Annotated in this window: 9 protein-coding genes; 6 read left to right on the top strand and 3 right to left on the bottom strand. The window is 54.2% G+C overall.

Going from position 1 to position 13,390, the window contains the following annotated elements; translation table 11 throughout:
* The first annotated feature begins 369 nt into the window (after window positions 1–369).
* The 6 genes from R3C20_15500 to R3C20_15475 all read left to right on the top strand — a co-directional run bounded on the left by R3C20_15500 (window position 370) and on the right by R3C20_15475 (window position 8,331).
* Window positions 370–957: a hypothetical protein gene (locus R3C20_15500; protein MEZ6041908.1), complete on the top strand. Its 588-nt coding sequence runs from the start codon at window positions 370–372 to the stop codon at window positions 955–957.
* Window positions 958–961: 4 nt separating this feature from the next.
* A complete protein-coding gene (locus R3C20_15495) occupies window positions 962–1,432 on the top strand; it encodes a chemotaxis protein CheW (GenBank protein MEZ6041907.1) in 471 nt (156 codons plus the stop codon).
* Between the two features lie 68 nt (window positions 1,433–1,500).
* Entirely contained in the window at window positions 1,501–2,877 is a 1,377-nt protein-coding gene (locus tag R3C20_15490; GenBank protein MEZ6041906.1) for a methyl-accepting chemotaxis protein, read from the top strand.
* The gene (locus R3C20_15485) at window positions 2,877–5,798 is read left to right on the top strand and encodes a response regulator (GenBank protein MEZ6041905.1); all 2,922 of its coding nucleotides are present in this window, start codon (window positions 2,877–2,879) and stop codon (window positions 5,796–5,798) included. Before R3C20_15490 ends, R3C20_15485 begins: the two co-directional genes overlap by 1 nt.
* A gap of 5 nt (window positions 5,799–5,803) precedes the next feature.
* On the top strand, window positions 5,804–7,414 hold the full coding sequence (locus R3C20_15480) for a response regulator (GenBank protein MEZ6041904.1): 1,611 nt from the start codon (window positions 5,804–5,806) through the stop codon (window positions 7,412–7,414).
* Window positions 7,414–8,331, top strand: coding sequence for a hypothetical protein (locus tag R3C20_15475; GenBank protein MEZ6041903.1), 918 nt, complete (start codon window positions 7,414–7,416; stop codon window positions 8,329–8,331). Before R3C20_15480 ends, R3C20_15475 begins: the two co-directional genes overlap by 1 nt.
* 56 nt (window positions 8,332–8,387) lie before the next feature.
* Here R3C20_15475 and R3C20_15470 read toward each other — a convergent pair whose 3' ends face one another.
* The 3 genes from R3C20_15470 to R3C20_15460 all read right to left on the bottom strand — a co-directional run bounded on the left by R3C20_15470 (window position 8,388) and on the right by R3C20_15460 (window position 13,390).
* Window positions 8,388–11,513: a PSD1 and planctomycete cytochrome C domain-containing protein gene (locus tag R3C20_15470; protein MEZ6041902.1), complete on the bottom strand. Its 3,126-nt coding sequence runs from the start codon at window positions 11,511–11,513 to the stop codon at window positions 8,388–8,390.
* Between the two features lie 168 nt (window positions 11,514–11,681).
* Window positions 11,682–11,924, bottom strand: a complete 243-nt coding sequence (locus R3C20_15465; GenBank protein MEZ6041901.1) for a hypothetical protein — start codon at window positions 11,922–11,924, stop codon at window positions 11,682–11,684.
* A gap of 128 nt (window positions 11,925–12,052) precedes the next feature.
* Window positions 12,053–13,390 carry an MFS transporter gene (locus tag R3C20_15460; GenBank protein MEZ6041900.1) on the bottom strand — a complete coding sequence of 446 codons (1,338 nt, stop codon included), beginning with the start codon at window positions 13,388–13,390 and terminating at the stop codon, window positions 12,053–12,055.

Raw genomic sequence — 13,390 nt, 5'->3', positions numbered from 1 at the left:
CCCTGCTTCGCCGCATTGGCAGCGTGCCGCAGCTACTTTCACTGGTTCGCCCTCCCTCCGGCGCGTAGTTGTAAGCGTTCGTCGGAGTGTGAGGATTCTCTGTGTCGGTGAGCCTGTCGTTGCGAAACCATGACACCGGCATGTTGCGTTTTGGCAACGCGGGGATGTTGGTCTTTTGAATCCTCCCCCATTTCCCCCCACGAAGTTGCATTCGTCGACCTATGCTTGTTGATGAATCAGCTCATTTCTTTGGGCGAGACGGGCCAAATGTCTCGGTTGTCGTTTCCGGCGGCACCAATTAATTCAGCGTTGTCCGGAGTCACAACTCTTTCCCGTAGAACAGGTTAGAGGCAGGGTTACTGCGCGGCTATGACGAATTCAACAAAGCAAAACGATCTTCCTCGGACTGATGCGACGAATCGTGTCGTCGAATGGAAACAACAGGTGGAATCCTTCTTTGAGGAGGATTGGTCGCGGCTGCGCACCCTGATTCTTCGTTTGGAAGAGCTGTCGTGGAATGAAGATGACGAAGTGGTGCCGTCAAACGACGCAGCACAGGAAAAGACAGAACGATCGTCACGAGCCCAACTGCACGACGAAGTTTTTGCGGACGTGGTTTCGGAACTGAGGGAGAAGCCACAGACGCGGCACTACGAAACCGCATCAACTGATGAAGTTCGGGCGGGCAACGAGACCATGAATGTCGTCGCTGCCTCTGAGTTGGTGGAAGTCGCGAATGACTCTGACTTCCTGGATGACTCTGAACCTATCGATGTGCATTCCATCGGCGTGCAGATTTCGGAGGAGTCAACAGAAGACTATTTCCGAGTGGCTTTCCATGCTCGTCGTGGCAAGGACAAGCAATCAAAGGAACAGAACGAAGGGACGGATCGCCTGTCAGAACTGGCCGATCAGCTCGAGAACCGTTTGAAGTCTGCCAAGGCATCCCGGAGGTAGCACGATGACCGTAGGTCTTCATAGTTCTTCCAGCGCTCTGCTGGCAGAAAACATTTCGTACTGCATTTTCCGCACCGGACTCACATGGCAGGCATTTCCTGCAGCTGATGTTCGCGAGGTCATGCCACGGCCGCAACTGGTATGTGTACCCCACTCGCCTCTCGCGTTTGCCGGATTGTGCCACGTTCGCAGTGAGTTCGTGCCCGTTGTCAATCTGAAACGCATGCTGAACGAATCAGACATGCAGGACGAACAAGTTTTGCTGATCCTTGAAGACACGGATGGTCCGTGGGGTGTACTCGTTGACGAGGTCATCGCCCTGCAGCGTCTGGAGGTTTCTGATGCTCCGGAAAGTTTTGAGGAAGATCACAGCAGCCTGGTTGTCGGATGGGGCATTCATGACGACGCAGTCATACAGATTCTGGATCATCGACGCTTGCGCAGGCTGGCTGAGGGGTACGCGGAGGCTGGCTGAAGAACTCGGTCAGAGGTTGATTGACGTCCAGAAGATATGGTTTCATTTCCATCGTACGGAATAGCAACATGAGTTACCGACTTCGCCTATGTGCGACACACCTGATGACTGCGGTAGTTGCCGGTTATTGCGCTGCCTGTGGATTTCAGGTCGATGGTGTCAGCAGAATTGCATTCATGACACTTCTTGTCGTTGCAATTCTTGGCCCGGCCGCTGCCGCATACTGGTGGCTGTTACGAGGACTGAAAGACGCAGAGAAATCGTTGTCTGATATCCACAGCGACTTTCTCTCAACCGGTTTGAATGAAATTGATGCAACAGTCCATCGCCTGCGGACCTCGCTGCGTCATCAGCGTACAATTCTGCAGGACGTCGATTCGTTGCTGACTTGTCTTGGTCATTCGCCCGCAGCACAGTCACCGAATGGGATGAATTCACCGGATCGCCATGAACTGATTGAGGCAATCAGCAAGCTGTCGCGGTCCTCTGCACGTGATATCGGAACCATACTCGCGCTCTGCAATGAAATTGCACGTAACGCGAGAGACACACAGGCAGGCTCACAGGAGCAAACTCGCACAATTGATTCTGCCATCCAGGCGGTTGCCGATCTCTCCGTTCGAATTGACGAAATCGGGAGCAATGCCGATGTTGCCACGCAGGCGTCCAGAGATGTCGGGGCTCGCGTTCAGCAGGGACTGGAGGTCATACAGCAGTTGATCCACGGGATGGAAGAGATCCGTACAACTGTGGCATTCAGCGAAAAGAAGGTTACGGGGCTTCGTCAGCAGTCGGAACAAATCAGCAGTATCGTGGAAACGATGGGCGATTTGTCGGCAAGAACTGACATGGTGGCCTTAAACGCTTCGATTGAAGCGGTAAGAGCCGGTCAGGAGGGCCGTGGATTTTCAATCGTTGCCGAAGAGGTTCGTCGTCTGGCCGAACGGACCGCGACAGCATCGCGCGAGATCGCGGCGCTGGTAGCGGCCATTCAAAGCGAAACCCAGGACACGATGTCCGCTATGAGCGAAGAGCAGCAGCAGGTCCAGCAGGAAATTCAACGCGTCTCCGCCGCCGGACGCATGCTGGAAGAAATCCGGAAAGTCGCCTCCTCTGCCGCTGATCGATCGAAGCATATTACAGATGCAACAACAGACCAGCTTCAACGCACGCACGAACTTGTCCGAGCGATGCAGCAGGTTTCTTCGATTGCTCGTCGAGTCGGAGAGCGAAGTGATTCGATTCGAAACAAGGCAACAGATCTGGTGGAATCGGCAGAGGGACTAGAGGAAGGTCTTTCGCCAATTAGTCAATTCGTCGAAGGAGACGCCGCCAATCTTCGTTCGTCATCGCTCCGGCGAGGCATTCGACGTTTGCGATCCGATGACTCGCCAGGCCCAGCAGATCTTCTGGATGCAGTCGCAGCCGGGGAGTTCGCCCAGTGATGTCTGATAAAGCCAACTTCTCCGTGACGACCATTTCAGAGCTGCGAAGCGAATTCGTTCAGATGGCAGATCTTGCTGCCATGCACGGAAATGCAGAACGTCTCACTGCAGCTGCATTGATGGCCGACTTGCTTTCGGTCGCTGAGCTTATGGAGTCAGCTGAAGGTCATGCCAACAGAGCTCGGGAAATTGCAGAATTCTGTCGTGACACGGTGTTGCCTGTGATCGCAGATGAAGCGACCTTTGACAGGGAAGGATTTGGAATCACTCAACAAGCAGATGAGCGCTGGGGAGAATGCCTCGCTTTGCTTGAAGCGGATGAACGCTACACACCGGGAAGGCAGATCAGCGATCATGAAGTGAGTGAGCCCGCAGACTCTGTGGGAGATGAATCATTATGCGGGGACACCCCAATGAATTCATCGGAACCTGAGACTCCGGTCCTGGATATGAGCAGAATTCTGGCGACTCTGAATGATCTTGATATCGAGATTGATTCTGCGGTGACTCCAGCTTCTGTCCAGAGACAGACGTACAAAGCATCCGCAGGGAATCCTCCGGCGGCACCAGAAACCGGCGATTCGATCGATGATCCCGAGATGGCGGCGGCATTCGCCGACGACGCTCAATTGTGCTTAAGTGAAATGGAAGGTGCCGTTCTGCGGATCGACGCCAACGAACCACTGGATGATGCCCTTCGCCATTTTTGCCGTCAGCTTCATACTCTGAAAGGGGCCTCAGGAACCGTCGGCCTGTCGAACCTCGCGCATTATCTGCACGAAGTCGAGAGCTGGATTGAATCAGGCAGCGGTGAGCAAATCAGCGTTGATCACCTGCTGGAATGCGTGGATGTTGTCAGAGAACAACTCCGACGAATTGGCATTTCGGATGGAGATATTGCTGCGGGTTCGCAAACGACGGCTCCGTGCGTAAAGAATGATGTTCCCAGGGCGTCTGGTCCGTCAGAGCTTCCGAATTCATCGCGGGATGTGGAGAAACGGGCAGAAGTGCCTGCAACCGTTCGACGAGAAATAACCACCAGTTCTGCGAATACTGATGGTGAAGCATTCGTCCGAGTCGAAGCTCGTCAGCTTGAGCGACTCATGGATCTGCTGGCCGAACTGGTGATGTTGCGCAACCACCGGGATTCTCACATAGAAGCATTGCGACAGGTCCATCATGAACTCAATTTGTGTGCCGTACGATCCCGATCCCTGACCGCCAGCGTCGATCTGCCTCAGGCAGGCGTTGCTGATGAGGGCGAACCGTCCGGGATTACCAACAGCACCGTTGGTATGTCCGGAATCGCCGCTCGCAAGCAAGCGGCACAGACACGATTACTGGTCCGTTCGTTGCACGAAATCTCTCGTGATACGACTGAACTCAGCCGTTCTTTACACGAAGCCTTCGATCCCCTGGCGCGAGATAACTCTGCCGTCTCACATCTGATCGGACAGTTTCGGCAACAACTGATGGAACTGCGTCGAGTGCCGGTGGGTGGTTTATTCCAGCGACTGCAGCGTTCCATACGTGATGCCGCCCGGGCAGAAGGAAAGCAGGTTGAGGTTCGAGTTGAGGGGCATGGCGCACGGGCGGAGCGGGAAATCCAGCAACGACTTTTCGAACCGCTTCTTCACCTGGTTCGCAACGGCGTCAGTCATGGCATTCAAACGCCGGATGAGCGAGTGGCGGCAGGAAAGTCCCCGACAGGGTGCATTACGTTATCGGCAACTGCTGACGCATCCGTTCTTTGTATCGAAGTTCGTGACGATGGATGCGGGCTGAATGATGATGCAATCGAATCTCGCGGGCGACAACTGGGCTTACTCGCACCCGGCGAACACGCCGATATTTCGAAAATTCGCCAGTTGATTTTTCATCCGGGCTTTTCGACCCGATCGTCTGTCAGTGAAATCGCCGGTCGCGGCGTTGGCATGGATGTGGTCGACAACTGGATCCGGCGGCTACGAGGTCGGATAGATGTTGAATCCACAGCAGGGAATGGAACGACCTTCCGATTGCAGATCCCTCTTCGGTCTGCTGTCGAACATGCGATGGTGGTTCGAGTTGCCGGACAGCTGTTCGCTCTTCCAATGCATGCAATCAGCGGAACCTCGGATTCTCGGAACTCGATGGGACAGATGCCTGTCGCAGAAGAATCGTGTGTTCCGGTTGCACTGGGAGAATTGCTGAAGCTGTCTGGTGAAGATTCCAGCCGAAGCTGTCTTGTCCGCCTGAGATCGACGCAGTTTCCTGACGGACTTGTTGTGAGCGTTGACGCGATTGTGGGTGTCGAAGAAGTCGTGGTTCGGTCACTGCCGTCGCTGCTGCAAAAGAATGGGCTCTTCGATGGTGTCACACTGTCGGGGCGTGCGGAGATTGTCCTGCTGCTGGACGTGAATCAATTGATCGAGCTGCATCGGGCAACAGTATCTGAACTGTCAAACGCCTCGTCGGGAGAATCAGACCAGGACGCACGGGCGAAGCGCATCGCCAAAGTCGCAATGCACGATCGTCAGAAGTTTGATGCAGAATCATGCCGTTCGGGCCAGAAAAAAGTTCTTCTCGTTGACGATTCTGTCGTCATCCGCCGTTCCCTGTCAAAGAAACTCAGCAGCGCGGGATTGAAGACACTCGAGGCAGAAAACGGGCTCGAAGCGCTCAGGCTTCTGAAGTCACACAGCGTTATGGCGATCGTCACAGATATTGATATGCCTGGTATGAACGGCGTCGAGCTGCTGCAGGAGATTCGGCGGCATCCCAGACTGAATCAGTTGCCAGCCCTTGTCCTGTCGAGCCGGGATGACGAATCCATGCCCGAAGAAATCAGCAAACTTAATCCAACGGCCGTGCTGAGCAAGCCGGTCACAGATGAAACAATTTCGTCCATCATCAAGATGTGCGCAGTCGCTAAGGGATAGTTCATATGACAACCCCAACAATTCTGGTTATTGATGACAGTGCCACGATACGAAAAATGGTTGACAGCCATTTGAGTCAGGAGGGCTACCGCGTTGTTATGGCTTCCACAGGAGACGAGGGGGTCAAGCTGGCTCGCGAAACATCTCCCAACCTCATTCTGCTTGACCACCAGCTGCCGGGAACAACGGGTATCGAAGTCTGCCGCCGGATCCTCTCGTACGAGGAATGCCGAGCAATTCCGTTCCTTGTGTCTTCGACGCTGCGGAAGCAGGCTTATGTCGAATACATGGACGTGCCCAATGTTGTGGATTCATTACCAAAGCCGTACAAACCCGATCTCCTGAAGATGGCCGTGGCCAACGCTCTGGAAACCGGTGCGCTGATCCTTTCCTCTCAACTGAACGGGACTGCGGTTCCCGAGACGGTCGAGGCTGTTGAACAAGCAGCGTTCAGCGGAGATCTGCAGTTTCTTAGTCTGCGTGAAGTCATCGATTTTCTGACCAACGGTCAGAAGGATGGCATGCTGGAAGTTGAAAGTGATCGCAATCGAGTCTGCTTTTTTATCAAGGAAGGTCGTATTCAGGGCGTGGTGTCAGCTTCGTTTGATGCGGCTTTGATTTCTGCTGAGCTTCCCGAGGCACTTCGGGAACTGGCGCCACTGTTGCAGTTTACAATGGCAACAGGCAATTCGACACAGGCAGCCGGGCTTACTGAATTGCTCGACAAAAACATGCTGGACGTGCGGACTCTGCGAAAACTGCTGCGGCACCAGGCTGCAGTACTCACACGATGGTGTTTTCTGAATCCGCAGAAGGCTTTTAGTTTTCTGCCGCAACGAAAACAGCCGGATCTGATGACAAAGGTACCCGTCGATTACAGTCTGGTTGGCCTCCTGGTCGAGGGTTGCGTTGGCTCGAAGGCGACCGCCACCAATGGAGAAAAGAACTGGACACGCCGCAATCTGCGAGGACAGAACATGGACCGGACCGGTCTGTCACCGAAGCAGATTCAATTGCTCTCGATTCTGGACGCAACACCACGCGGTACATCCGAACTGGCGGACAAGCTTGGACTGGAACTGGGCGAAACACGACGCATCCTCGAAGGACTACTGCTTGCGGAATGGGTCGACAGTGTTCGAGTTAGTGTTGAACAGGCTGATGCACGAATGCTGGTAGCATTCGAACCCGATACGGCATCTGCTGCTGTAGTCCGAGGGTTGATCGTGGAAAGCGATGGCATGTTGACCGGACATGTCGTTCGTGATGAATTGAGTTTTCAGCTGCTGCTCAAAAGAAAATCCCCCCAAATTGCAATGATTGCGTTAAGGGGTGATGACGAACTGAACGTCCCTCCTCGCGTAGATATTACATCACTAAAGGAATCAGGAATTGACATCCTGCTGATTCGGCCAGCGGGCAGTTCTGTGCCCATCGCTTCTTCGCTGGCGGGTCTGCCTTTCATTGAACGGCCCTACACGGAAGTTGACCTGCGCAGGTCGAAGATATTTTCGCCGCCACCGAATCCGGTTGACGGATCATTCGTAGCAGCGGTTGATGATGTCGAATCAGCCGGGGATCACGAAGTGATTAGCATAGAAACAGGAGTTGCCTAATGTCAGGTGCAACCTACGAAGCGAGTTCTGTCACCAGTTCATCGACTCGACAGCAGTTGCTGGAGCTGGCACACAGTCTTGATCGGATCGGCAAACAGGCCGAACAGTTTCTGGCCGGGCAGCTGGATCAGCTGGCGAAGGAAATTGAGGAATTCGAGCACGAAAAGGCAGCCTGGCGTCGCCAGTACCGCCGCGAATCCACTGAACTCAGTACTCAGCGTGATGAAATTGAACGACTACGAAAACTGGCGGGATCTTCACCCATGCCGGAAGATTCAGTCGCACGAAAACGCGCGTCGATCGAAGAGACCGTCAGAAAGAGCGGCATCGCACCACTGCGTTTGCTCGTGGTACCTTCTCAGGCAACTTCACAGCAGTTGGGTGTTTTTCTGTGTGAACTCACTCGATTCAATAAAGACCTGGGCGGTCGGGGACTCCGGTTCGAATTATCCGGCGCGTACCGGCCCAGAAAACGTCTTCTGGGGCGTGCCACGGATCCAGAAATGGCAAGCACCCTGCTTGAATTTCATGTCTTTCCCGCTGTGCCCCTGAAGGCACGCGGTGCACACGTGCAACTGGAAGATGATAATACAGACCGCGTTGAAGAATGGATCTCCTGGAAAATCCGCGTGCTTCAGGCCGGAGTGACAAAGGAAGATCTGGATCGGGAAATGCGTCGCATGCAGCCACATGATCGCAACCGCCAGATTCAGGAATATGCGCGTGAAGCAGCGCGTCGCCCTGAAAGCGAACTGTGCAGTCTGGAAGAAACTTTTACCGCGGCCGGGATGTCGTCCGGATCATTTGTTCTGCCGGATTCGCACACTGATTTCGTTCGAAAACAGATCCTGCGTCTGCAGGGTGTTGCCGAACGCCTGTTCGACGATTTCAATATGAGGATTCAGATTTGTCCGTAGACCGAACATTCTCCACGGACGTGAGCAAGTGAACTACACGGTCGTGTATGCCACCGTCAGTTTCGCATAATCGTTTCGTCAAGATTCAGTACCAGGTTGGCAATGATCGTCCATGCGGCCGTTTCCTCCGGACTGGCTACGCCTTTTGGAGTGGATTCACCCACGTGAATTGCCTGTTCCGCCGCGGCCGGAGTGGACTCGAACAGTGAATACTGTAACGAGTAAGACTCCGTCAACAGTTTCATTTCGTCCTGCTCAGGATGTCGGGAAAGCACGGTCTGAAAGAGCCAGTTCATTCGACTTTCCGGCGTCCGACCACCCTCCTCAATCACGCGTTCAGCCAGTGCTCGAGCGGCTTCGAAGTGCTGAACATCATTCATGAGTTGCAGAGCCTGCAACGGCGTGTTGCTACGTTCGCGGCGCGAACAGAATTGTTCTCGATTCGGACCATCAAAGTTGCTCATGAATGGTGGCGGAGCAGTACGCTTCAAAAAACAGTAAACACTTCGTCGATAGAGAGCTGACGAATGGTCCTGAATATAGAAGCGGGTGTTACTGTTCTGATAGCCGACGGGTTCCCAGATTCCGGGTGGCTGATACGGCTTCACACCCTGACCACCCATCGTCAGATCGATCAGTCCACTGACAAATAATGCATTATCGCGAAGTTGCTCAGCATCCAGTCGCAGGCGAGCGCCGTGGGCCAGCAGTCGATTCCCGGGATCCACCTCATAGACGTCCGGAGCAATCACGGACTGCTGACGGAACGCCGCCGTCATCACAAGATTTTTCATGAGACGCTTCACATCCCAGTTGCTCTGACGGAAATCAACGGCCAGCCAGTCGAGGAGTTCCGGATGGCTGGGCAAGTCTCCGCGTGAACCAAAGTCATCGCTGGTACGAACAAGACCGATACCAAAGACCTGCTGCCAGAAGCGATTGACTGTAACCCGAGACGTGAGTGGGTTCTCTTCATCCAGAAACCATCTTGCCAGGTCAAGGCGGTTCGCACGCTGACCCGCCGGCAACGGCTGTCCGTTTTGCAGTTTCAGCGAAGCAAACGCCACGGGTACGGCTGGCTCTACTTTTTCGCCCGGTTTGTCGTACTGACCGCGTTGCATCACAAACGCATCGCGAGGTTTCTCCAGTTCACCGAACACCATCGTCCCGGGGATCTGATCCCTGATGATGGTAATTTGCGCGACAGCATCTCGCCATTTTTTCTGCAGATCTGCCGCAGCCGCCGTCGGTCGCTGAATACTCTGTTGAAAATAGTCCAGCAATTGCTGTCTTTGTTCTTTTGTGAGATCGTCTTTTGGCCCGGCCTTCAGAATCGCCGCAAGAGCCGAGGGGACTCCATCCGGAGTCACGTCTTTACAGGTCTTCCACCACGCCAGAAGCGAACGCATTGGGTCGTCTTTGGGGGCCCGCATCCCGGAAATCTTCAGGCTGTCAATCCAGATTCTTCCGCCGCTGTGGCTGAACACGAGACTCTTGATTCTCCCCCCTTGCCGGCATCCAAGCTCTTCCAGTGCGACGCTGACGTGAGTCCAGATGTTGGCATCTGGGACCGGACCCATATTTTGAATCCCGGACTTAACACCCACAGGTTCTGCGTTGCCCCAGACGATCTGTTTGTTTCCGGCACCATCATCAATACGAACAGAAATCGTCTCCGGTCGTTCATAGCCGTCCACACGCAGCCAGAATTCCAACTGACCTTCTGACGGCAGGGTGACGGGGGTCGTTGTGAATTCAAGCGTGAGGTCATATTTCGAGCCGAAGCCCAGTTCCAGAATGCGAGTTCCGGATTTGGCTCCAAATGAGGGAGCGTAAATCCATTTCGCAGCATCCCGAGAGGTGTTGCGTTCCTTCGTGCCCGGGCAAAAAACATCGTCGAAGATGATGTCGGTTGTCTTGAACAGTTCCTGGTTTGCACCGCTGGAGTCTGTTGCCGGGTCGGTATATTCAATCGCATTCAGGGCTTCCGTGAGCTGCTCGCGCAAGCCGGCTTCATTTTTCCGGGCTTCCGCAAGAGCCGCCGACTGGGCGTCCGTGGGTACGCTAATGAAAGGTCGTGTGTTTCGGACGTTGCCATCCATCGCAGGGTCACTGGACGAATAGTAAAACGCGTACATCGAATAAAAGTCACGCGTTGTGATCGGATCATATTTGTGATCGTGGCACACCGCGCATCCAGCTGTCAGGCCCATCCATGTTTGCATCGTCGTACTGGCGCGATCGACCGCGTACCGATACAACCATTCGTCTGCAATCGATCCGCCTTCACTTGTCGTAACATTGCATCGGTTGAATCCGGTCGCGACCAGTTGTTCGGTAGTGGCATCCGGAATCAGGTCTCCTGCAATCTGCCATGTTGTGAAATCATCGAACGGGAGATTCTGATTGAATGCTCGGATCACCCAGTCACGGTAGGACCACATTTCACGTTCATTGTCCAGATGGAGCCCGTGTGTATCTGCGTATCTGGCAACATCCAGCCAGTGCCTCGCCATCTCTTCCCCGTAGCGTGAGGAAGCCAGATAACGGTTGACCATTTGTTCGTAGGCATCTGCGGACGTGTCTGCCAGAAACGTGTTCACTTCGGCGACCGTTGGAGGCAAACCCGTCAGCGTGAACGCAACGCGTCGGATCAGAGTTGGCTTGTCTGCGAGGGCCTGTGGCTTCAGGCCGTTGTCTCGCATCTTCCGAATGAGGAAGGCATCAATGGGTGATTGGTTCCAGAGCGGATCATCCGACTTGGGTGGTTCGACGGCGACAGGGACTTCGAACGCCCAGTGCTTCTGGTACGTCGCCCCTTCTAAAATCCAGCGACGCAGCAACTCTGTTTCCTCCGGCTTCAGCTGTTTCTTCGAATCAGGCGGCGGCATCTGAAGGTCACTGTCGCTGCTGGTAACTCTTAGCCAGAGTTCGCTTGCCTGCAGATTGCCAGGCGTAATTGCCGGGGATCCACTGACAGTGGAATAGGCGCCTTCAGCAGAATCCAGTCGCAGATCGGCCTGTCGATGCTTTGCATCAAAGCCATGACATTCAAAACAGTTGGCCGCCAGAATGGGGCGGATATCGCGATTGAATTCGACGGGCTGATCGGCCTGGATCAATCGGCAGGACGCACCCGCGATGACAACAATCTGAATTGCGCAAAGGTTGAGGCACTTCATGATTCGGTCTCCGTGGTTTGTCACTTGTCGTCCTCAAATCTTTGAACGATCCCGATCAATCACAGTCGTCGTCAGGCACCGCTCTCTGAAGGCGGCTTCTCTTGTGACGAAGCCCCTATAGTGTAAGCCCGACGGAATCAGCGCGCAGCGTTCGTTAAGGCTTGTCGCTTACTTCTTCGCTTCTGCTTTTCGGAGTCGCTGAATGAAGCCCTTTCGAATCCACACGGCGATGCTCAGCAATACAACACAGATCAGCACAGCAGTTCCGGCGTGGTAAGGGCTCGCGACATAGTGGATAACAGAGTCGCCCTGATCCGGAACCGGTCCATGACCTTCATGCGCACGGGTAATCCCGGCATTGAGCAGTATTGCTGTGACGAGAGAAGAGAAGTTCAGAATTCGTTTGAACATTGAAAAAGAACTCCGGCCGTTGTTGAAAAATGAATCTCTAAGTCAAGTGCCATCTGAGGGAAGAACACTTGTGTCTGGGCAGGATAGCAGACAAACGAAGAATCGACACTCGAAACCGAAACTCGCCGTTAACCTGGCGAAGAGCGATTCTCTACCCAGCCCGTCACGAAATCAGGATGACGAGGTTCGGGCATGGTCCATGTTTTCAGAGCGGCCACGCTTACGATTGCGGCGACCAGGACAAACGGTATGGTAAAGCCAAGCTGCTGCACCATCGCCCCGATCACTGGAGAAAGAAGAAAAGGAATCGCCATCGCGAGGGTCATTGTGCTGATATAAGCCGGATGCTGGCTTCTCGGCACGATTTCCAGCGTGTAGTTCACCTGCATTCGAAATGTGACGGGGACCAGTCCAATCCAGAAGAACGTCAGGGCGAACCAGTGAACCGGAGCCACACGTGCGAGGGTCAAAGCGAGCAGCGGGGCGATAGCTGCGGACGCCGTTAGAAATCTCAATGCAGACCGCGTTCCAAATCGATCGGCCATTCGACCTGAAATGCTGCTGAAGAGTGCCGCCCCCAGGTGCTGGGCAACAACCCAGTGCATAAAAAAGACGGGTCTGGCGTTCGGCAACTTCATTCCCAGCGACTGATAATGGGGAAACAGGATCTGCGAAAAGACAAAGAGAATGGCAATCACACACAGGCCCCGCAGTGTTTTGTCGTCGCGGACACGGGCAGCGGCTTCGCGAAAATGTGCCCGGCGAAGTCTCGGTCGACCGGTTTCGTCCGGCGATTCTTTCATCAGCAGAATGGCTGCGCTGGAAGAAAACATCACGAGACCCACAAACAGAAAGATCTTTGCATAAGCTGTGGCATCTTCCGTTTGCAGCCACCGTCCCATCAGCATCCACGCAAGCGAGACGGCAGTGAGCGATCCAAGAGTGCTGCTGGCCCCAGCCAGTCTTCCTCGCCAGTTGACCGGAATCAGTTTTCCCTGAACGGTGCTGAAACTGGTTTCGTTGATTCCGTGAAGGCAGAAAAACGTGGTGTACGCTGCGAGAAAAAACCAGGTAAACCACCAGGGCAGACCTTCGCGGTAGAACCAGACTGCAGATCCCAGACAAATGAACGGCAGACTCATGGAAATCGTCGAACGCAGAAGCAACTTCGATTTCATTTGAGATGTCGCGATTTGTTCTGAACGCAGCAACGGCGCGATGCTTTGCCCAAATCGATTTAGCAGCGGCAGAAGACCGCGAATAAAACCGGAATCGGCAATCATGTCCAGAAAAGCTGGCATGATCACACTTTCGGTTTTGAAGATCCATGCAACCCGAAACACAATTTGATGCAGGACCAGTGCCACAAAGTTGCGACGTTGCGCAAGGACATCCGGAGTGTTGCCCGGCGATGCATTATTCTTATCAGCTGCCTCTGGAGTGGGCGATGTAGACGTAGTGTTCAA

This window comes from Planctomycetaceae bacterium (genome assembly GCA_041398825.1).
Classification (GTDB): Bacteria; Planctomycetota; Planctomycetia; order Planctomycetales; family Planctomycetaceae; genus F1-80-MAGs062.
Note: the sequence above shows the minus strand (reverse complement) of the source record. Positions and strands in the feature narration are given on the sequence as shown.

What these genes read in the sequence shown, in the direction of transcription:
- R3C20_15500 (MEZ6041908.1), top strand. Translation starts at nt 370, where the DNA reads ATGACGAATTCAACAAAGCAAAACGATCTTCCTCGGACTGATGCGACG.
- R3C20_15495 (MEZ6041907.1), top strand. Translation starts at nt 962, where the DNA reads ATGACCGTAGGTCTTCATAGTTCTTCCAGCGCTCTGCTGGCAGAAAAC.
- R3C20_15490 (MEZ6041906.1), top strand. Translation starts at nt 1,501, where the DNA reads ATGAGTTACCGACTTCGCCTATGTGCGACACACCTGATGACTGCGGTA.
- R3C20_15485 (MEZ6041905.1), top strand. Translation starts at nt 2,877, where the DNA reads ATGTCTGATAAAGCCAACTTCTCCGTGACGACCATTTCAGAGCTGCGA.
- R3C20_15480 (MEZ6041904.1), top strand. Translation starts at nt 5,804, where the DNA reads ATGACAACCCCAACAATTCTGGTTATTGATGACAGTGCCACGATACGA.
- R3C20_15475 (MEZ6041903.1), top strand. Translation starts at nt 7,414, where the DNA reads ATGTCAGGTGCAACCTACGAAGCGAGTTCTGTCACCAGTTCATCGACT.
- R3C20_15470 (MEZ6041902.1), bottom strand. Translation starts at nt 11,513, where the DNA reads ATGAAGTGCCTCAACCTTTGCGCAATTCAGATTGTTGTCATCGCGGGT.
- R3C20_15465 (MEZ6041901.1), bottom strand. Translation starts at nt 11,924, where the DNA reads ATGTTCAAACGAATTCTGAACTTCTCTTCTCTCGTCACAGCAATACTG.